This is a genomic window from Rhizobacter sp. J219 (assembly GCF_024700055.1).
GTDB lineage: Bacteria > Pseudomonadota > Gammaproteobacteria > Burkholderiales > Burkholderiaceae_C > Rhizobacter.
On sequence record NZ_JAJOND010000001.1, the window covers coordinates 118,557 to 137,960 of the forward strand.

The following is a 19,404-nucleotide window of genomic DNA, read 5'->3' on the forward strand; positions in this document are numbered from 1 at the left end:
TCACTGGCTGATCTTGCGGCCTTCCTCGACCTGATACTCGAAGTAGCGCTGGCCACCGTAGGCGATGGTGGCCATCAGGACGGTCGCACCGATCCCCAGGCACAGCACCAACGCGACCACCACGCCCCAACCGGCCTCGTGCTGCCGGCTGGCATTGGCGTTGTAGCGGGCGTTCCACTGCTCATCGGGCGTCAGCCCGTAGACGATGCCGGCGAGCATGGCGCTGGCCAGCGCCAGGCCCAGCAGCGGCACGAGCGCCCAGGAGAGCTGGTCATCCTGCCCCAGCGTGTAGGCGCGCAGCACACCGTAGAGGCCAACAAGGCTGGGCACCGGCCAAAGCCATCCCCAGGTGTCGCGCGAGCCGTGGAGGTAGAAGCGGTGCAGGCCGAGGCCACCACCGATCAGTGCCAGCCAGGCGGCCAGAGTCTTGGATTTGTAGGCGTTCATGCGTGAGCGCTTGCGCGTTTCGGGTGCCGCGCGTGCGCGCCGAGGCAACCAGTGAGTTTATAATGCGCGGTTTCGATGGCGGTGGGCCCGGAGATCACCTCAGGGCCTGCGTATCTACGACATCGAACCTTTTGGCAGAAGTCTCACTTCTGCTTGTCGATCTGCCTGGCCCTGAGTGTCTCCTGTGGTGCGGTGGATGTAGTCAGGAATCGAGGAAACAACATGGTCGTGATTCGACTCGCACGTGGCGGCGCCAAGAAGCGCCCGTTCTACAACATCGTCGTCGCTGATTCGCGCAACCGTCGTGACGGCCGCTTCATCGAACGCGTCGGCTTCTACAACCCTGTGGCTTCAGGCGCCGAGCAGCCGCTGCGCGTGGCCTTCGATCGCGTCGACTACTGGACCGGCAACGGCGCCCAGCTGTCGCCGACCGTGGCGCGCCTGGTGGCCGACGCCAAGGCCAAGACGGCCTGACGACGGCCGTGGCTTCCACCGCCCCGGCGGCCGGCACCCCAGCCGACGCCTGGCCTGAAGACGCGGTGGAGGTGGGTCGCATCGTCGATGCGTGGGGTGTGAAAGGCTGGATCAAGGTCCAGCCTTTTGCATCTGACCCTCAGGCATTGTTCTCGTCCAAGCGCTGGTTCCTCCAGCCGCCCGAGGACACGGCCGTCAAACGGCCCGCAGCTGCCAAGCCGGGTGGCGCTTTCCCCTCCTTGCTCAAGATCGTCCAGGCCAAGGACCACGGCGACGTGGTGGTGGCCCAGGTGCAGGACGTCGACGACCGCAGCGGGGCCGAAGCCTTGCGCGGCGGGCGCATCTTCATCGCGCGTTCGAGCTTTCCGACGGCAGATGCCGACGAGTACTACTGGGTCGACCTGATCGGCATGGCAGTGGTCAACCGGCAGGGCGAAGCGCTGGGCACCGTCATCGGTCTGATCGACACCGGCCCGCACAGCGTCTTGCGCATCCAGCCGGCCGACCCCAAGGCCGAGGAGCGCCTTGTGCCGTTTGTCTCGGCCTATGTGGACGACGTGAAGACGGCCGACAAGCTGATCACCGTCGACTGGGGTCTCGACTACTGAGGTTCGCGCCCATGCGCTTCGACGTCGTCACGATCTTTCCCGAGCTTTTCACGCCCCACCTGACGCAAGGTGTGACGCGGCGTGCATTCGAGTCGGGCCAGGTCGATGTCCGGCTCTGGCCTCTGCGCGACTTCGCTGACAACAATTACCGGCGTGTCGACGACCGGCCCTACGGTGGTGGCCCCGGTATGGTGATGCTGGTGGAGCCGCTGCAGCGGGCGCTGGAGGCGATCCGCGCGTCGCGCGGCGACCACGCGCGTGTGGTGCATTTCACACCCACGGGCTGCCGTCTGGACCAGGCTGTCGTGCAGGAATTCGCGCGAGGCGAGGGTGCCGTGCTGCTCTGCGGGCGCTACGAGGGGATCGACCAGCGCTTCATCGACCGCCACGTGGACGTCGAATTGAGCCTGGGCGACTTCGTGCTCTCGGGCGGTGAACTCCCGGCCCTGAGCCTGCTGGACGCCGTGGCCCGCCTGCAGGAGGGGGTCTTGAACGATGCCCAGTCCCATCAGCAGGACAGCTTTTCCGACGGCCTGCTCGACTGCCCGCACTACAGTCGCCCCGAAGTGCTGGAGACACCAGACGGCCCCGCTTCAGTTCCTGCGGTGCTGCTCTCGGGGCACCATGCCGCCATCGCACGCTGGCGCCGTGAGCAGTCGCTGGCATTGACGGCGCGCCGCCGCCCCGACCTGATCGAGGCCGCCCGCGCCCGCGGGGCGCTGTCGGCCGCCGATGAGAAGTACCTGCTCTCGCTTGGGCTATAATCGCAGGCTTTTCGATCCTCTGCCCCGGAAGAGGTGCGTCACCCGACCACCCAGATCAATCAAGACCCGCGCCGGCACGATCACTAGGAGTCAACTGTGGACCTCATCCAAACTCTCGAGCAAGAAGAAATTGCTCGCCTCGGCAAGAAGATCCCCGCGTTCGCCCCTGGCGATACCGTGATCGTCAGCGTCAACGTCGTTGAAGGCACCCGCAAGCGGGTCCAGGCCTACGAAGGCGTGGTCATCGCCAAGCGCAATCGCGGCCTCAACTCCAGCTTCATCGTGCGCAAGATCTCCAGCGGCGAAGGCGTGGAGCGTACGTTCCAGCTGTACAGCCCGCTGATCTCGAACATCGAAGTCAAGCGCCGCGGCGATGTGCGCCGTGCCAAGCTGTACTTCCTGCGCGACCGTTCCGGCAAGTCGGCTCGCATCAAGGAGAAGCTGGCCTGATTGCCGTCTGACGGATCAGCCCTCTCGCAAAGCCGCCTCACGAGGCGGCTTTTTCGTTTCCAATTCGCCATGGCCTTGAGTTTCGATCCGCTCGCCTTGCCCGTCGACTCGATCGACGACCACCTGCCCGCCGTCTCGTTGGAGCAACTGCATGCCGAAGCGCTGCGCCGCCGCTTCGTGACGCCGCCGGTCTGGTCGCCCGAGATCGCGGTCGAGCGGCAATTCATCGAACGCCGGCCCACCCGTGCGTCTGTGCTGGTCCCGCTGACGCAGCGCGACGAAGGCCTGGCCGTGCTATTCACCCAGCGCACCGACCACCTGCACGATCACCCGGGACAGGTTAGTTTCCCGGGTGGGCGGGCCGAGCCGGAAGACACCGATGCCGTGGCCACCGCTCTGCGTGAGGCGCAGGAAGAGATCGGGCTGGCACCAACGTTCGTTGACGTCATCGGTCAATTGCCCACCTACACCACCGGCACCGGATTCATCGTGACCCCGGTCGTGGGCGTGTTGCAGTCGGGCTATGGCCTGAACCCCGACCCGTTCGAGGTGGCTGAGGTGTTCGAGGTGCCGCTGTCGTTTCTGATGAACCCGGCAAACCACCGCTGGCACTCGGTCGAAACCGGCGGCGTCCGGCGCGAATTCCTCTCGATGCCGTGGACCGGTGTCGATGCTGCGGGCCAGACTCGGCAGTATTTCGTCTGGGGTGCCACGGCCGCGATGTTGCGCAACCTCTACCGCTTCCTTGCCGCGTAGCGGCGCGTCGGGGCGCGCCGCTATCATCCGCGGCACATGAGTTTCTTCGCCGTTTTGTTCGCGCTCCTTATCGAGCAGCTCAAGCCACTGCCGCGCGTCAACTTCGTCCACGATTCCTTGCGGGGCTGGATGCACTGGACTGGCCGCAATTTCGATGCCGGCCAGCCTCACCACGCCTGGGTCGTGTGGTGCGTCACGGCACTGGTGCCGGCGTTGTTGGCTTGGGGGCTCTATTTGGTGGCCGCGGAATTCGGCTTCGTCGCTGCCCTGCTGTGGAACGTGGCCGTGCTCTACGTGACGATGGGCTTCCGCCAGTTCAGCCACTATTTCACCGACATCCGTGACGCGCTGCAGCGCGGTGACGAAGCCACCGCACGCAGCCTGCTCGCGGAATGGCGCCATCTGGATGCGAGCGAGTTGCCGCGCACGGAACTGCTGCGCCACGTCATCGAGCATTCGCTGTTGGCCGCGCACCGGCACGTGTTCGGTGTCTTCTTCTGGTTCGTGGTGCTGTCGACGCTCGGGTTCGGGCCTGCGGGGGCGGTGCTGTATCGCATGGCCGAGTTCGCGAGCCGCTACTGGGGCTTCAAGAGCCGGGTGGTGGGCGTGCCCAGCAATGAGCGCTTGCTGGGGCTTTCCCAACGGGTGTTCAGTCTGGTCGACCACCTCCCGGCGCGCCTCACCGCCTTCGGCTTCGCCGTGGTCGGCAACTTCGAGGAGGCCGCAGCGTGCTGGCGCCGTGATGCGCACCTGTGGAAACACGCCAACGAGGGGATCATCCTCGCGGCGGCGGCGGGCGCGGTCGGTGTCCAGCTTGGCGGAGCGGCCGCCCCGGGCGTCACCCCCGACCGCTCCAAGACCTTCGACAGCGGTGCGGGCGAAGACACCGCCGGCGCCGAAGGCTCCACGCCCGGGGCGTTGCCCCAGCTCGACCACCTGCGCAGCATCGTCGGTCTGGTGTGGCGCTCAGTCGTGCTGTGGATGCTGCTGCTGGCGTTGCTGTCGCTGGCCAACCTGATCGGTTGATCAGTAGCGGGGGTGCGCCGACAGTTCGGCGAACAGCTCCGAATAGATGCGGTAGCGCGATTCGCTGACTTCACCCGCCGCGCGTGCCGCCCGAACCCCGCAACCCGGCTCGTGCAGGTGCGTGCAGTTGTAGAACTTGCACTGCTGCGACGGGCCCGCCAGGTCGGGCATCAGGCGGGGCAGGTCTTGCGCGCTGATCTGGCGCAGGCCGAACTCCTGGAAGCCGGGTGAGTCGATGAGACCGGTGCTGCGACCTTCGTCCAGCCAGTACCACTGGGTCGAGGTGGTGGTGTGCTTGCCCGAGTTGAGTGCTTGCGAGATCTCGCCCACCTGGGCGCGTGCGTCGGGTGCGAGCAGGTTGATCAGCGTGCTCTTGCCCGTGCCGCTGGGCCCGAGCACCAGCGTCGCCTGGCCTTGCAGAAGCGAGTGCAGCGCCGAGCGCGATTCGTCGGGGTGCGCTTTCAGCGCCACCTCGCGCACGTCGTAGCCCATGGCGGAATAGGGCTTCAAACGTTCGCGCGCTGACGCGATCTGCGGCAGGTCGGCCTTGTTGAGCAGGATGCGTGCTGCAATGCCTGCGCTCTCGGCCGCCATCAGCGCGCGGGCGAGCTGCGATTCGCTGAACACCGGCTCGGCGGCGACCATCACCAGGATCTGGTCGAGGTTGGCTGCGAAGGACTTGGTCTTCCACTCGTCCTGCCGGAAGAGCAGGTTGCGGCGAGGCTCTACGTGCTCGATCACGCCTTCATCGCCGGTGGGCTGCCAGCGCACACGGTCGCCCACCACGCAATCGCTTTTCTTGCCACGCGGATGGCAGATGACGCGCCGGCCTTCGGGGGTCTCGACCACGTAGTGGCGACCGTAGCCGGCCACCACCAGGCCGAGGTCGAGCTTCAGCCGACAAAGGCCACCAGCGCGTCGGCCTTGGCCGCGCAGATGAAGTCGTTGACCGAGATGCCCCCGACCGAGTGGGTGTTGTAGCGGACGACGCAGCGGTTGTAGCTCACCTCCAGGTCAGGATGGTGATCCTCGGTGTGGGAGATCCAGGCCAGCGCGTTCACGAAGGCGATGGTCTCGTGGTAGTTCTTGAAGCTGAAGGTCTTCTCGATCGCACCGCCGTTCAGATGCCACCCACTCACTTGAGCCAGGTGATCGTGAATCTCGCGCTCATTCATCGGAGCGCCGCTGAGCGGCTGGCACTTGCGATTTTGCAGGTGGGTCATGCGCGACTCGCTTGAAGGCTGGCTTGCGACTGGATGGCGGTCAGCCGCTCCAGCGCGGCCGGGTGGGAGTAATAGAAGCGAACGTACACCGGATCGGGGGTCAGCGTCGAGGCATTGTCTTCGTGCAGCTTGAGCAGCGCGGCGGCGAGGTCGTCGCCGCTCGCCTGCGCGCAAGCGTAGGCATCGGCCTGGAACTCGTGCTTGCGAGACAGCTGCGCGATAAGTGGTGACACGAAGAACGCGAACACCGGCACCACCAGCAGGAAGAGCAGCAGGGCCAATGCATCGTTCGGCGCGCCCAGCGAGGGTTGCACGCCGAGCGCGGTGTAGAACCAGGCCTCGCTCGACAGCCATCCCAGCAGCGCAAAACCCGCCAGGCTCATCGCAAACATCGACAGCATGCGCTTGGTCACGTGCTTGTGCTTGAAGTGGCCGAGTTCGTGGGCCAGCACCGCCTCCACTTCCCCTGGCGTCAGCTTGTTGAGCAGCGTGTCGAAGAAGACCACGCGCTTGGCGGCACCGAGACCGGTGAAATAGGCGTTGGCGTGGGCCGATCGTTTGCTGCCGTCCATCACGAAGAGGCCCTTGGCCTGGAAGCCGCAGCGCTGCATCAGCGTCTGCACGCGTGCCTTGAGCGACTCGTCGGCCAGCGGCTGAAACTTGTTGAAAAGCGGCGCGATGACGGTCGGGTAGAGCACGAGGATCAGCAGGTTGAAACCCATCCACGCGCCCCAGGCCCACAACCACCAAAGCGTGCCGGCCGCTCCCATCAGCCAGAGGATCAGCGCGGCGATCGGCAAGCCGATCAGCACACCGACGATCACGCCCTTGACCATGTCGGCCATGTAGAGCTTCCAGGTCATGCGGTTGAAGCCGAACCGTTGCTCGAGGCGGAAGGTGCTGTACAGCTCGAACGGCAGGTCGAGCAGTCCGCCGATGAAGGCGAACGCGGCGAGCAGTGCGAGCTGGTAGGCCATGCCGCCGAAGCGGGGCTCGATGGCATCGCGCACGGCCACGTTGAGGGCATCCAGGCCGCCGAGCAGCGTCCAACCCAGGAGCACCGCAGCGCCAAAGGCGGTGCTCAGCAGGCCGAAGCGCCCCTTGGCCAGCGTGTAGTCGGCGGCCTTCTGGTGCGCGGCGAGCGTGATGGTCTGCGCGAAGGCGGCAGGCACCGCATCGCGGTGGGCCGCTACGTGGCGCATCTGGCGGGTGGTCAGCCAGAACTTCACCAGCAGCGAGGCGACCAGCGCGGCGGCGAAGAGCAGGGTCAGGGCGGTGCTTTGCATATGGATCGGAAGTGTAGGCTGCGAGAATGCCCGCAAGAAGGAGATCCGCATGACCGACGAGACCACCACCAACCCCAACCTGCCCAGCAGCGACCAGAACCTGATTTGGATCGACCTCGAGATGACCGGCCTGTTCCCCAACACCGACCGCATCATCGAGATCGCGGTGGTGGTGACCGACGCCAACCTGACCCAACGGGTCGAAGGCCCGGTGTTCGCGGTGCACCAGAGCGACGCGACGCTCGACGCGATGGATGCCTGGAACAAGGGAACGCACGGCAAGAGCGGGCTGATCGACCGCGTGAAGGCCTCATCCATCGACGAGAAGAGCGCCGAGGCGCAGATGATCGAGTTCCTCAAGCGCTACGTGCCCAAGGGCAAGTCGCCGATGTGCGGCAACAGCATCTGCCAGGACCGGCGTTTCCTCGCCAACTACATGCCGGCGCTGGAAGACTTCTTCCACTACCGCAACCTCGACGTCAGCACGCTCAAGGAACTGGCCAAGCGCTGGAAGCCCGAGATCCTCACCGGCTTCAAGAAGGCGCAGGCGCACACCGCGCTCGCCGACATCCACGAGTCGATCGACGAACTCGTGTACTACCGCGAGCACTTCTTGGTGAAATAGTCCCTGGCGATACAAAAGGCTTCGTGGAAACCCGAGGCCGCTGCTAGAATCCGCGCTTCGCCTGAGCCTGGAAGTTTGATTTGGTGCTCTGGCGTTTCGTTCATCCCCTCTGACCTCATCGAGTCTTCCCACAGCCCAGTGCTGTGCGGCCTGTTCGAACCCCACGGCGTAGTGCCAGGGAATGGTTGGCGGCGATGCCGTCGCTTTGACTGTTCCTGATCCCCACCGCCGGCCTTCGTGCCGGGTTTGGTTCGGACCTTCTCCCCAGCGACTTCACCTGCGAGCCCACTGTGGCTGCGCGTGGTGCTGCTCTGCGCTCGTCGCGCAGGCAGTGCTTTGTTTCGAGAAAGAAGACGATGAGCTTTGACACCCTGGGCCTGAATCCGGCCATCACCCGTGCCCTCACCGACGCCGGCTACACCGAGCCGACCGAAGTGCAGGCCAGCGCGATTCCGCCCGCCCTGGAAGGCTGCGACCTGATGGTCGCCTCCAGCACCGGCAGCGGCAAGACCGCTTCCTTCATCCTGCCCGCGCTGCAGCGCATCCTTGCGGCCCGCGGCGACAACGCCAAGCGCCGCGAAAAGGGCGTGGTCTACGGTCCGCGCATCCTGGTGCTCGCTCCCACGCGTGAACTGGCGATGCAGGTCGACAAGGCCGCGGTGACCTACGGCCGCCATGTGCAGGGCCTGCGCTGCACCACGGTCGTCGGTGGTGTGCCGTATGGCGCCCAGCTCAAGGCCCTGCGCGGCCCGCTGGACATCATGATCGCCACCCCCGGCCGCCTGCTCGACCACTTGACGAGCGGCAAGGCCATCCTCGAAAACGTCGAGATGCTGGTGCTCGACGAGGCCGATCGCATGCTCGACATGGGCTTCATCGACGACATCCGCACCGTGGTCGACCACCTGCCGGAAGGCCGCCAGACGGTGATGTACAGCGCCACCTTCGTCGGCCACGTCGGACGGCTGGCGCAAGATCTGCTGCGCGACCCGCAGCGCATCGAGATCGCCTCGCATACCGACACCCACGAAAACATCGAACAGCGCCTGCACTGGGCCGACAACAAGTCGCACAAGGATGCGCTGCTCGACCACATCCTGACCGAGAAGGAAATGGAACAGGCTGTGGTGTTCACCAGCACCCAGCGTGACGCCGACTGGCTGGCCGATCGCCTGGCCGACATGGGTCACTCGGTCGCCGCGCTGCACGGTGGCATGCCGCAAGGCCGCCGCACCCGCGTGCTGCAAGGCCTGCGCAACCGCCAGCTGCGCGTGCTGGTGGCCACTGACGTGGCCGCCCGTGGCATCGACGTGCCGACCATCAGCCACGTCATTAACTACGGCCTGCCGATGAAGGCCGAAGACTACGTGCACCGCATCGGCCGAACTGGTCGCGCCGGGCGCAATGGCCTGGCGGTGACGCTCGCCGAGCGCATGGACAGCGGCATGATCCGCCGCATCCAGCACTTCACGACCCAGAACATCCCGGTGGCGACCATCACCGGCCTGGAGCCCAAGCAGCCGGAGCCGCGCCTTTTCCCGCAACGCCCGGAAGGCCGCTTCGGCGGCAAGCCGTCGCACCACGGTCATGGTCACGGCCAAGGCCATGGCAAGGGCGGGTTCGGTGGCAAGCCGTTCGGCAGCAAGCCTTTCGGCAAGCCTGCGCACCAGCAGCGTGGTGACGGTTTTGCGCCGCGCGAGTGGACGCCTTTCGAGCGCAACGACCGCGGCCACCAGGACGCACGCCGTGACAACGGCGGCTTCGTGCCCCACGGCCAGCAGGCCCATGCCGGTCGCGGCGCCTTCGACCGCGCGCCGATCGAGCGCAAGACGCAAGGCTTCGCGCCAGCCCCGCGCAAGGGTGTTGCCCCGGCCAAGGGCGGCTTCAACAAGCCGCAGCGACCGCGCCAGGGCGGCTTCAGCCGCTGAGCGAGACCCGCGTCAGGCCACGCGCTTGACGCTCACGTCCACCTTCATCCCGAGGTAGGACGCCGGTTCGCCGATCCAGCTGCCCGAGACAGGCGAGGCCTGTTTCGGGTCGCGCGCCACGCCGACCCGCAGCAGCTGGTAACCCCCGAGCAGGTTGTTGGTCGGGTCGAACGGCACCCAGCCCGCGCCGGGCAGGTAGGCCTGAAGCCAGGCATGGGTCGACCCCGCGCCGACCACATTCGGCTCGGCTTCTGCGTTGGCCTCGTCGAGCGCCGGGTCGTACAGGTAGCCCGACACGAACCGTGTCGCCACCCCCAGGCGCCGGGCCGCCTCCATCATCAGCAGGGCGAAGTCGCGGCAGCTGCCGCTGTTTTTCTCGAGCGTTTCCAGCGGTGTCTGCGTGCCTTCCTCGTTGCGTGCGGTGTAGGTCAGGTTGTCGCGGATGTGCTGGTTCATCTTGACCAGCAGGTCACGCGTGCCGGTCGGGCCATCGGGGTTCATGAACTGGCGCGCCCAGGCGGTGAGCTTCCCGTCGGGGTCGTCGTAGTGCGGCCTCAGGAAATGCTCGAGGTCGAATCGCTCGTCCACCGAATAGGCAAACGGGAAGAACTCGGCCGAAGGCGACAGCGGCAGCTCGAGGTTGTTGCTGTGCGCATGCTCGATGGTGAACGAGCACACGATCTTCAACTCGGCCGCATCGCTCTGCGGCCGCACCAGTGCCACCGAGTTGGAGAACTGGTCCTGGATCAGCCGGATGTTGGCGTCGGGGCTGACGACGAGGTCGGTCGCCAGCACGCGCAGGTCGTGGCTTTCGAGCGGCCGGAACATCACCCTGTGCTCGCCGAAGGTCACCGGCTTGGAATAGCTGTAGGTCGTCGTGTGGACGATGTCGTACTTGACGGGCATGAGCCCTCCTCGAAAACGAGGCCGCAGTGTGGGGCCTCGACGTGTCTTCGTCTGTAGGAGGGCTGTGGTGTGATGCGTCAGACGCCCAGCAGCTCGACCTCGAACATCAGCGTCGCGTTGGGCGGGATCGCGCCGCCGGCGCCGCGTGCACCATATCCGAGCTCGGGGGGGATGATGAGCACTCGGGTGCCGCCGACCTTCATGCCTTGCACACCTTCGTCCCAGCCGCGGATCACCATGCCGGCACCCAGGCCGAAGTCGAACGGATCACGGCGATCCTTGCTGCTGTCGAACTTGGCGCCCTTCACGCCGTTGCTGTACAGCCAGCCGGTGTAGTGCACGGTCACGTGCTGGCCGGCCTGGGCTTCGGCGCCGGTGCCGACGGTGGTGTCTTCGTATTGCAGGCCGGAGGTGGTGGTTTGCATGGCGGTGGGCTCGCGGGAGTGGAGGTGAGGCCGAATGCTAACCGCGGGTCGTCGCAGTTCAATCCCGCCCCGGTGCCGTGGGCAATGCCGGTGTCGTCGCGGGTGCGGCGCCGCGCTCACTAGAGTGAGCCCCTCAGGAATGAAAGGGGCGTGACATGGCTCAGGACAAACGCAAGGTCGCAGTGCTCGTCGGAAGCCTGCGCAAGGACTCGATCAATCGCAAGCTCGCCGATGCCATCGCCAAGCTGGCACCTGCGCGCTTCAGCTTCGAGCAGCTCAACATCGCCGACCTGCCGCTCTACAACCAGGATCGCGACAACGACATGCCCGAACCCGCACTGCGCCTGAAGCGCGAGGTGGGTGCGGCCGATGCGCTGCTCTTCGTCACGCCGGAATACAACCGCTCGATCCCGGGCGTGCTGAAGAACGCGCTCGACACGGCCTCCCGCCCTTACGGCAAGAATGCATTCGCGAAGAAGCCGGGTGCGGTGATCGGCACCTCGGGCGGTGCGATCGGCACCGCGATGGCCCAGCAGCACTTGCGCAACGTGCTGGCCTACCTCGACGTGCCGCTGCTCAACCAGCCCGAAGGCTATGTGCAGTACAGCGAGAACCTGGTCGACGATGCCGGCACTGTGACCGACGAGAAGAAGCGAGCCTTCCTGCAGACCTGGGTCAACAGCTACGTCGCCTGGGTCGATCTGGTGCTGTCGGCGCCACGCTGAGCCTGCCAGGCGCGCACCATCGCCGCGAGCCACTCGGGCTGGGGTGAGGCCAGGTCGGGCAACCCGAGCACACGGGCTGCGTCGCGCAGCGCGAGCAGCGGGTCGCGCAGGTCGAGCGCCTGAGCGCCGTTCTGCTTCGAGAGTTTCTCGCCGTTGGCTCCACGCACGAGTGGAGTGTGCAGGTAGACCGGCGTCGGCACGCCGAGCAGCCGTTGCAGGTGGATCTGGCGCGGCGTGTTGTCGGCGAGGTCCTCGCCGCGCACGATGTGGGTGATGCCTTGTGCGGCATCGTCGACGACGACGGCCAGCTGGTAGCTCCACAGCCCGTCGGCACGCTTGAGCACGAAGTCGCCGACTTCTTGCGTGAGGTTCTGCTGCTGCGCGCCGAGGCGCCGGTCGAGCCAGAGGACCTGCAGGTCGTGGCCCTCGGGGGTGGTGGCGAGGCATCGCGTGGCGCGCGCCGGCTTGCCGTGCAGGCCGGCGCGGCAGGTACCGGGGTAGACGAGTTCGCCGTGGCGCGGTTTGCTGCGGCCCGAGGCGGCGAGGGCCCGTTCGATGTCGCTGCGCGAGCAGCCGCAGGGGTAGGCGGCGCCTTGTGCGAGCAGCGTGTCGAGGGCCGGCTGGTAGAGCCCTGCGCGCTGCGATTGCCACACGGGGGGCTCATCGGGCAGCAGCCCGCAGGCTGCGAGTTGCTGCAGGATGAGTGCGTCGGTCCCGGGCACACAACGCGGCGTGTCCACGTCTTCGATGCGTACCAGCCATGCGCCGCCCTGCGCCCGCGCGTCGAGCCAGCTCGCAAGCGCCGCCACCAGCGAGCCCGCGTGCAAGGGCCCGGTGGGCGACGGTGCGAAACGGCCGCGGTACGCCACGCGCGCGCTCACACCTTCACAGGCTGCCGAGCGGCACCCGGCTGGCGTGTCGCTGCAGAAGCGCTTTGCGCGTGGTCGGGCTCTCCAGCTGATCGAGCCACCAGCGCAGGGCCAGGCCCATCTGCGGCTTGCGGGCCGTGCCCGTCGCGGCGCCGCGCCAGGCGTAGCCCATGCGTGCGTTGAGCTGCGGTCGTTGCACCGTCTTCGCCACCAGGTGCCCGGCCTCGATGTGCTCGCGCACCATCGGCTCGGGGATGAAGCCGCAGCCCATGCAGCGCAGCAAGGCCTCGATCTTGGCGGGCATGGTGCTCACCGTGAACACGTCCTGCCCCGGCAGCAGGTTGACGGTGAGCGGGGCGAGACGCTGGGCCGAGTCGGCCACGGCCACGGCGCGGTGGCGCATCAGCTCGGCATCGGTGATCGCATGCGTCAGCGCCGCCAGCGGGTGGTGGGGCGCGACGACGAAGACGAAGGGCAGGGTGCCGAGCGCCTGCAGCTGCACGCCGGCGGGTGGTGTCTGCTCCATGCCGACGCCGATGGCGAGGTCCGCCTGGCCGTTGACCAACGCCTCCCAGGTGCCGGCCAGGATCTCGTTGCGCAGGCGCAGCCGGGTGCCGGGGCCGCTGCGCTCGGGGTCGTCACCCCGCGGGCATTGCGCGTAGAAGGCCTCGCAGATCTCGAACATGGTCACGCGGGAGATCGCGCCGTCGACGGCCACGGTGAGCTGAGTTTCCCAGCCAGTGGCGACACGCTTCACACGGTTGGCGACCGCGTCGACCTGCTCCAGCAGGCGCCGGCCTTCGTTGAGCAACTCCTCGCCCGCGGCGGTGAGCCGCGCCTGGCGCGAGCGGCGGTCGAAGAGCAGCACGTCGAGCGCGTCTTCGAGCTGGCGCACGTTGTAGGTCAGGGCCGAGGGCACCTTGCCCAGCTCGCGGGCTGCCGCCGCAAAGCTGCCGGTGCGGGCGATGACGTCCATCATGGCCAGGGCCTCGGGGGTGAGCACATTGCGGGCGTTCAGCATGGGTTCATCTTATTTGAATGAACGCTTCAAGCGGCATCGGCTGTGCACCGGCTCGTGAGGCTCAACATTCCTTCCCAGAAAGGAACGACACACATGATCACTCTGCGCAAATCCTCCGAACGCGGCTATGCCGACCACGGCTGGCTCAAGTCCTTCCACAGCTTCTCGTTCGCCGACTACTACAACCCCGAGCGCATGGGCGTGGGTAACCTGCGCGTCATCAACGAAGACCGCATCGCCCCCGGCACCGGCTTCGGCACGCACGGCCACCGCGACATGGAGATCGTCTCGTATGTGCTCGATGGCGCGCTGGGCCACAAGGACAGCATGGGCAACGGCACCGAAATCGTGCCCGGCGACGTGCAGCGCATGAGCGCCGGCACCGGTGTGCAACACAGCGAGTTCAACCACGCGAAGGGCCAGACCACGCACTTCCTGCAGATCTGGATCATCCCGGACGAGCGCGGCATCAAGCCCGGCTACGAGCAGAAGCATTTCACCGCGGCCAGCAAGCGCGGCAAGCTGGCGCTGGTGGCGAGCCGTGACGGGCGCGAAGGCTCGGTGACCATCCATGCCGATGCGGCGCTGCGAGCCGGCCTGTTCGACGGCGACGAGCGCGCCGAACTGAAGCTCGACCCAGGTCGTCACACCTACGTGCACGTGGTGCGTGGCAACGTGCAGGTCAACGGTCACGCGGCGCAGGCGGGTGACGCGGTGGTGCTGCAGCGCGAAGACCTGCTCAAGCTCGAGCAGGGCCAGGACGCCGAGGTGCTGGTGTTCGACCTCGCGCCGTAAGCCGCATGCCTGACGGCCTTGATACAGTGCCCGCATGGACACGGTCATCAAGGTCTTCAGCATCCTCCCCTGGGGCGATTGGGCCGCGCTGGCGGCCTTTTTCATTGGCTGGTCGGGCTACGCCTGGTTCGCCAAGGACCGCTCACAGACCCGTCCGTCGGTGCTGGCCACCACCAACCGTTACCGGCGGCTGTGGATGTTGCAGACCACCTACCGCGACGTGCGCGTGATCGACGGCGTGGTGATCCAGAACCTCTCCACCAGCCCCTCCTTCTTCGCGTCCACCACCATCCTGCTGATCGGTGGCTTGCTGGCCGCGCTCAGCGCCGGTGACAAGGCGAGCGACCTGGTGCGCGACATCCCGTTTGCCGCGCGTACGTCGGTTCTGATCTTCGAGTTGAAGCTGGTGCTGCTGCTCGTGGTCTTCGTCTATGCGTTTTTTCGCTTCACCTGGTCGATGCGGCAATACACCTTCGGCGCGTTGATGATCGCCGCGGCGCCCGAGGCCAAGCAGTTCGAACAAATGGGAGACGCCGGCGACGCAGAACGCAGGGCCTTTGCCGACAAGGCGGGCCGCGTGGTGGGCATGGCGGCTGAGACCTTCAACGATGGCTTGCGGGCCTACTACCTCGCGTTCGCCGCGGTGGGCTGGTTCTTCTCACCGCTGATCTTCGTCTGCGCCACGGCAGGCGTGATCTGGATCCTGTACCAGCGCGAGTTTCACTCCGAGGTGCTGGGGGCGCTCAACGCCTGAATGGGGGCGAGCTTCGGGTCCAGCGACTCGCGCTCGTCGAACACGAAGCAGCCGCCTTCGTAGTGTTGGCCGCCGACTTCCTCGAAGTACTTGAGGATGCCGCCTTCAAGTTGCACCACGTGTTCGATGCCCGCCTCGGCCATGTAGATCGCCGCCTTCTCGCAGCGGATGCCACCGGTGCAGTAGCTCACCACACGCTTGCCTTTCAGTTCATCACGGTGCGCCTGCACCTGGGCGGGGAACTCGGTGAACTTGGTGATGTTCCAGTCGATCGCGTGGCGGAACTTGCCATAGCCCACCTCGAAGGCATTGCGGGTGTCCAGCGTGACGACCGGGCGGCCCTCGTCGTCGACACCGGCATCGAGCCATCGGGCGAGCGTCTTCGCATCGACCGCCGGCGCACGCCCCGCTTGCGGGCGAATCGTCGGGTGGTTCATGCGGATGATCTCGCGCTTGACCTTCACCAGGAGCTTGCCGAAGGGCACATGGTCGGACCAGCTTTCCTTGGGTGCCAGTTCCGAAAATCGCGCGTCCTGCTTCAGCCAGGCGACAAAGCCACGCACGGCCTCGGCGGACCCCGCGAGGAAGAGGTTGATGCCTTCTTCCGCCAGCAAGACGGTGCCTTTCAGCTGCCGTTCGGCGGCTTGTGAGCGGATGCTCTCGCGCAGCGCGAGCGTGTCCGTCAAGGGCACGAAGAGGTAGGAGGAGATGTTCAATACTGCTGACACGTTGGCGATTTTAAGGAGGCTCGCCCTCTCTAAAATCGCCCGATGGCCTTCGTACACCTGCGCACCCACACCGAGTTTTCAGTTGTCGACGGCACCCTGCGCATCGACGAAGTCGTGGGGGCCGCAGCCAAGGATGGCCAGGTGGCTCTGGCCATCACCGACCTGTCGAACATCTTCGGCGGCATCAAGTTCTACAACGCCGCGCGCAAGAAGGGCGTCAAGCCCATCATCGGCGCCGACGTGTGGCTGGAGCCGACCGACGGCGAGAAGCAGCCGAGCCGCATCGTGCTGCTGGTGCAGAGCAAGACGGGCTACCTGAACCTGTGCGAGCTGCTGTCGCGCGGCTGGCTGGACCCCTCGGTGCGTGGCCAGGCGCTGCTGAAGTGGGAGTGGCTCAGCGCCTTGAACGGCGGCCTCATCGCGCTTTCGGGTGCCGAAAGCTTCGGCCCGGTCGGCCAAGCGCTGATGGCGCAAGACAACGCGCGGGCTTCGGCCGTGGCACAACGGCTGGCGGCCATCTTTCCGCAGCGCTTCTACATCGAGCTGCAGCGTGCCGGCCAGCCGACCAACGAAGCGCACGTGCGCGCCGCCGTGCCGCTCGCCGCACAGCTGAAGCTGCCGGTGGTCGCCACCCACCCGGTGCAGTTCCAGACGCCGGAAGACTTCGAAGCCCACGAGGCCCGCACCTGCATCGCCGAAGGCGAGACGCTGACCAACCCGCGCCGCATCAAGCGCTTCACGCGCGAGCAATATTTCAAGTCGCAGGCGCAGATGGAGGCACTCTTCGCCGACATCCCGAGCGCCATCCACAACACGGTCGAGATCGCCAAGCGCTGCAGCCTTTCGCTCGTGCTCGGCAAGCCGCGCCTGCCCGATTTCCCGGTGCCTGAAGTCGAGATCGACGGCAGGCGCGAGCGCATGGAGCCCGAGGCCTACTTCCGCTATGCCTCGCACGAAGGCCTGAAAGAGCGGATGCTCCATCTGTACCCCGATGCGGCCGAGCGCGAGAAGCAGATGCCGCGCTACGTGGAGCGGCTGGAGTTCGAGCTGAACACCATCCTGAAGATGGGCTTCCCCGGCTACTTCCTCATCGTGGCCGACTTCATCAACTGGGCCAAGAACAACGGCTGCCCGGTCGGCCCGGGCCGGGGCTCGGGGGCCGGCTCGCTGGTGGCCTACGCGCTCAAGATCACCGACCTCGACCCGCTGCGCTACAACCTGCTGTTCGAGCGCTTCCTGAACCCGGAGCGGGTGTCGATGCCCGACTTCGATATCGACTTCTGCCAGGGCAACCGCGACCGGGTGATCGATTACGTGAAGGACAAGTACGGCCGCGATGCCGTGAGCCAGATCGCGACCTTCGGCACCATGGCCGCCAAAGCCGCGCTGCGCGACGTGGGCCGTGTGCTCGGCATGGGCTACGGCCACGTCGACGGCATCGCCAAGCTCGTGCCGGCGCCGCCCGGCAAGACGGTGACGCTCGCGCGCCCAGGCGACAAGCCCGACCCCGGCCTCATCTACGCGCGGGTCGAAGCCCCCGAGATCGAGCAGCGCGAGCAGAACGAGGAAGAAGTCGCCGAACTCCTCGCGCTCGCGGAACGGGTGGAAGGCATGGTGCGCAACATCGGCATGCACGCCGGTGGCGTGCTGATCGCGCCCGGCAAGATCACCGACTTCTGCCCGCTCTACATGCAGCCGGGCAGCGACTCGGCGGTGAGCCAATACGACAAGGACGACGTCGAGGCCATCGGCCTCGTGAAGTTCGACTTTCTGGGTCTCGCCACGCTCACCATCCTGGAACTCGCGAAGGACTACATCCGCGCCCGCCGCCCAGGCCAGGAAAGTTTCGCGCTCGAGAACATCCCGCTCGATGACCGCGCCGCCTACCGGCTGATGAGCGAGGGCAAGACGGTCGCCGTGTTCCAGCTGGAATCGTCGGGCATGCAGCGCATGCTGCGCGATGCCAAGCCCAGCGTCTTCGAGGACATCATCGCGCTCGTGGCGCTCTACCGGCCGGGCCCGATGGACCTGATTCCGAGCTTCTGCGCGCGCAAGCATGGCCGCGAGGAGGTGGAGTACCCGCACCCGATGATGGAAGAGGTGCTCAAGGAGACCTACGGGATCATGGTCTACCAGGAGCAGGTGATGCAGGTGGCGCAGCGCCTGGGCGGCTACTCGCTCGGCGGCGCCGACCTGCTGCGCCGTGCGATGGGCAAGAAGAAGCTCGAGGAGATGGTGGCGCACCGCGCGACCTTCGCCGAGGGTGCGGCCAAGAACAACATCCCCGAGCCGCTGGCCAACGAGATCTTCGACCTGATGGAGAAGTTCGCGGGCTACGGCTTCAACAAGTCGCACGCCGCGGCGTATGCGCTGCTCGCGTACCACACCGCATATCTCAAGGCGCATTACCCGGCCGAATTCACCGCGGCCAACATGAGCGTCGCGCTCGACGACACCGACAAGCTCAAGATCTTCTACGACGACGCGGTGCAGAACCTCGGCCTCACCTTCGAGCCGCCGAACATCAACACCGGCAACTACCGCTTCGAGCCGGTGGCCGACAAGGTGGTGCGCTATGGGCTGGGGGCCATCAAGGGCACGGGCCAGAGTGCCATCGAGGCGATCATCCAGGCGCGCAAGGACGGTGGCCCGTTCAAGAGCCTCTTCGACTTCTGCGCGCGGGTCGACCGTGGCCGCATCAACAAGCGGACGGTCGAGGCCTTGATCAAGGCCGGTGCCTTCGACCAGCTGCACCCCGAGCGTTCGATGGCGGTGGCCAGCATCGGCCTCGCCTTCGACTACGCCGACACGCAGGCGGCACACGCCGACCAGGGCGGGCTCTTCGACTTCGGCGACTCGCATGCCGCGTCCACGCAGGAGCCCGAGCTGGTGCAGGCCGCCCCCTGGAGCATCAAGGAGCGCCTGAGCCTCGAGAAAGTGGCGCTCGGCTTCTACTTGTCGGGCCACCTCTTCGACCAGAGCGAAGACGAGGTGCGCCGTTTCGCCAAGCGCCGCATCGCCGACATCATCGATTCGCGCGAGCCCCAGGTGCTGGCCGGCATCATCGGCGACCTGCGGGTCATCAACGGCCAGCGCGGGCGGGTGGCGATCTTCAAGCTCGACGACAAGAGCGAGGCGATCGAGTCGGTGGTCAACGAAGACGTGCTCAACGCCAATAAGGACCTGCTGAAAGACGACGAGCTGGTGATCGCCACCGGCAAGGTGCAGCCCGATCGTTTCTCGGGCGGCCTGCGCTTCAACATCCAGCAGGTGTGGGACCTGGCCACCGCGCGCTGCAAGTTCGGCAAGTACCTGCGGGTCGAGGTCAACGGCAGCGTGCCGCCGGTGGCCGAGGTGCTGCGCGAGTTCCCGAGCCGGCGCATCAACACCGAGCAGGGTACGGTCGCGCAGGGCCTGGGCGTGCGCCTGGTGCTGCAGCGCGAGGCCGCGAGCGGCGAACTCGATCTCGGCGAAGAGGGCCGCTTCTACCCCACCGACGAGGCGCTGCAGCGCTGGCGTGAAGGCAGCCACGGCAAGGCCAAGGTCGTTTACGAGTGATCGGCACGGCCCCGTCCGGTGGCGTCCTCGCCACGT

The 19,404-nt window shown here is 66.5% G+C and carries 21 protein-coding genes; 12 read left to right on the top strand and 9 right to left on the bottom strand.

Translation table 11 applies throughout. The annotated features are described in order from the left end of the window. The gene (locus LRS03_RS00510) at positions 1-447 is read right to left on the bottom strand and encodes an NINE protein (RefSeq protein ID WP_257823365.1); all 447 of its coding nucleotides are present in this window, start codon (positions 445-447) and stop codon (positions 1-3) included. 222 nt (positions 448-669) lie between these two features. Here LRS03_RS00510 and rpsP point away from each other — a divergent pair, with 222 nt between their 5' ends. The 6 genes from rpsP (at position 670) to LRS03_RS00540 (ending at position 4,525) form a co-directional block, all read left to right on the top strand. Further along, on the top strand, positions 670-921 hold the full coding sequence (gene rpsP / locus LRS03_RS00515; RefSeq protein WP_257823366.1) for a 30S ribosomal protein S16: 252 nt from the start codon (positions 670-672) through the stop codon (positions 919-921). An 8-nt stretch (positions 922-929) separates the two neighbouring features. After that, positions 930-1,529: a ribosome maturation factor RimM gene (rimM, locus tag LRS03_RS00520; RefSeq protein ID WP_257823367.1), complete on the top strand. Its 600-nt coding sequence runs from the start codon at positions 930-932 to the stop codon at positions 1,527-1,529. A gap of 11 nt (positions 1,530-1,540) precedes the next feature. After that, positions 1,541-2,293, top strand: coding sequence for a tRNA (guanosine(37)-N1)-methyltransferase TrmD (gene trmD / locus LRS03_RS00525; RefSeq protein ID WP_257823368.1), 753 nt, complete (start codon positions 1,541-1,543; stop codon positions 2,291-2,293). 96 nt (positions 2,294-2,389) lie between these two features. Beyond that, a complete protein-coding gene (gene rplS, locus LRS03_RS00530; RefSeq protein WP_201812965.1) occupies positions 2,390-2,743 on the top strand; it encodes a 50S ribosomal protein L19 in 354 nt (117 codons plus the stop codon). Between the two features lie 69 nt (positions 2,744-2,812). Next, positions 2,813-3,499, top strand: coding sequence for a CoA pyrophosphatase (locus LRS03_RS00535; RefSeq protein ID WP_257823369.1), 687 nt, complete (start codon positions 2,813-2,815; stop codon positions 3,497-3,499). Between the two features lie 36 nt (positions 3,500-3,535). Beyond that, positions 3,536-4,525 (top strand): CobD/CbiB family protein, encoded by a 990-nt coding sequence (locus LRS03_RS00540; RefSeq protein ID WP_257823370.1) that lies wholly within the window; start codon positions 3,536-3,538, stop codon positions 4,523-4,525. Here LRS03_RS00540 and rsgA read toward each other — a convergent pair whose 3' ends face one another. From rsgA to LRS03_RS00555, 3 genes are read right to left on the bottom strand one after another with little or no spacing between them, the layout of a single operon-like run. After that, positions 4,526-5,461: a ribosome small subunit-dependent GTPase A gene (gene rsgA, locus LRS03_RS00545; protein ID WP_257829334.1), complete on the bottom strand. Its 936-nt coding sequence runs from the start codon at positions 5,459-5,461 to the stop codon at positions 4,526-4,528. Next, positions 5,419-5,748: a 4a-hydroxytetrahydrobiopterin dehydratase gene (locus tag LRS03_RS00550; RefSeq protein WP_374684969.1), complete on the bottom strand. Its 330-nt coding sequence runs from the start codon at positions 5,746-5,748 to the stop codon at positions 5,419-5,421. Before LRS03_RS00550 ends, rsgA begins: the two co-directional genes overlap by 43 nt. Then, positions 5,745-7,034, bottom strand: a complete 1,290-nt coding sequence (locus LRS03_RS00555; RefSeq protein ID WP_257823371.1) for a M48 family metallopeptidase — start codon at positions 7,032-7,034, stop codon at positions 5,745-5,747. The genes LRS03_RS00550 and LRS03_RS00555 overlap by 4 nt, the downstream gene beginning before the upstream one ends. 49 nt (positions 7,035-7,083) lie before the next feature. On the opposite strand from LRS03_RS00555, the gene orn reads away from it, so the two are divergent. Both orn and LRS03_RS00565 read left to right on the top strand, forming a co-directional pair. Beyond that, positions 7,084-7,659: an oligoribonuclease gene (gene orn, locus LRS03_RS00560; RefSeq protein ID WP_257823372.1), complete on the top strand. Its 576-nt coding sequence runs from the start codon at positions 7,084-7,086 to the stop codon at positions 7,657-7,659. 356 nt (positions 7,660-8,015) lie between these two features. Then, entirely contained in the window at positions 8,016-9,587 is a 1,572-nt protein-coding gene (locus tag LRS03_RS00565) for a DEAD/DEAH box helicase (RefSeq protein WP_257823373.1), read from the top strand. Positions 9,588-9,599: 12 nt separating this feature from the next. On the opposite strand, the gene LRS03_RS00570 is transcribed toward LRS03_RS00565, so the two are convergent. Continuing rightward, positions 9,600-10,493, bottom strand: a complete 894-nt coding sequence (locus LRS03_RS00570) for a transglutaminase family protein (RefSeq protein ID WP_257823374.1) — start codon at positions 10,491-10,493, stop codon at positions 9,600-9,602. Between the two features lie 77 nt (positions 10,494-10,570). Continuing rightward, positions 10,571-10,918, bottom strand: a complete 348-nt coding sequence (locus tag LRS03_RS00575; RefSeq protein WP_257823375.1) for an FKBP-type peptidyl-prolyl cis-trans isomerase — start codon at positions 10,916-10,918, stop codon at positions 10,571-10,573. Positions 10,919-11,073: 155 nt separating this feature from the next. Here LRS03_RS00575 and LRS03_RS00580 point away from each other — a divergent pair, with 155 nt between their 5' ends. Continuing rightward, positions 11,074-11,643, top strand: coding sequence for an NADPH-dependent FMN reductase (locus LRS03_RS00580; RefSeq protein ID WP_257823376.1), 570 nt, complete (start codon positions 11,074-11,076; stop codon positions 11,641-11,643). Here LRS03_RS00580 and gluQRS read toward each other — a convergent pair. Both gluQRS and LRS03_RS00590 read right to left on the bottom strand, forming a co-directional pair. Continuing rightward, positions 11,601-12,524 (bottom strand): tRNA glutamyl-Q(34) synthetase GluQRS, encoded by a 924-nt coding sequence (gene gluQRS / locus LRS03_RS00585; RefSeq protein WP_257823377.1) that lies wholly within the window; start codon positions 12,522-12,524, stop codon positions 11,601-11,603. The genes LRS03_RS00580 and gluQRS overlap by 43 nt on opposite strands. A gap of 4 nt (positions 12,525-12,528) precedes the next feature. After that, a complete protein-coding gene (locus LRS03_RS00590; RefSeq protein ID WP_257823378.1) occupies positions 12,529-13,533 on the bottom strand; it encodes a LysR substrate-binding domain-containing protein in 1,005 nt (334 codons plus the stop codon). A 93-nt stretch (positions 13,534-13,626) separates the two neighbouring features. Here LRS03_RS00590 and LRS03_RS00595 point away from each other — a divergent pair, with 93 nt between their 5' ends. Then, positions 13,627-14,328 (top strand): pirin family protein, encoded by a 702-nt coding sequence (locus LRS03_RS00595; RefSeq protein WP_257823379.1) that lies wholly within the window; start codon positions 13,627-13,629, stop codon positions 14,326-14,328. Between the two features lie 34 nt (positions 14,329-14,362). After that, on the top strand, positions 14,363-15,082 hold the full coding sequence (locus LRS03_RS00600; RefSeq protein WP_257823380.1) for a DUF599 domain-containing protein: 720 nt from the start codon (positions 14,363-14,365) through the stop codon (positions 15,080-15,082). On the opposite strand, the gene LRS03_RS00605 is transcribed toward LRS03_RS00600, so the two are convergent. Next, on the bottom strand, positions 15,049-15,810 hold the full coding sequence (locus tag LRS03_RS00605; RefSeq protein WP_257823381.1) for a sulfurtransferase: 762 nt from the start codon (positions 15,808-15,810) through the stop codon (positions 15,049-15,051). The two genes, LRS03_RS00600 and LRS03_RS00605, sit on opposite strands and share 34 nt — an antisense overlap. A gap of 42 nt (positions 15,811-15,852) precedes the next feature. Between LRS03_RS00605 and dnaE the strand changes: the two genes are divergently transcribed. Next, a complete protein-coding gene (gene dnaE / locus LRS03_RS00610; protein ID WP_257823382.1) occupies positions 15,853-19,368 on the top strand; it encodes a DNA polymerase III subunit alpha in 3,516 nt (1,171 codons plus the stop codon). The last annotated feature ends 36 nt before the right edge of the window (positions 19,369-19,404 follow it).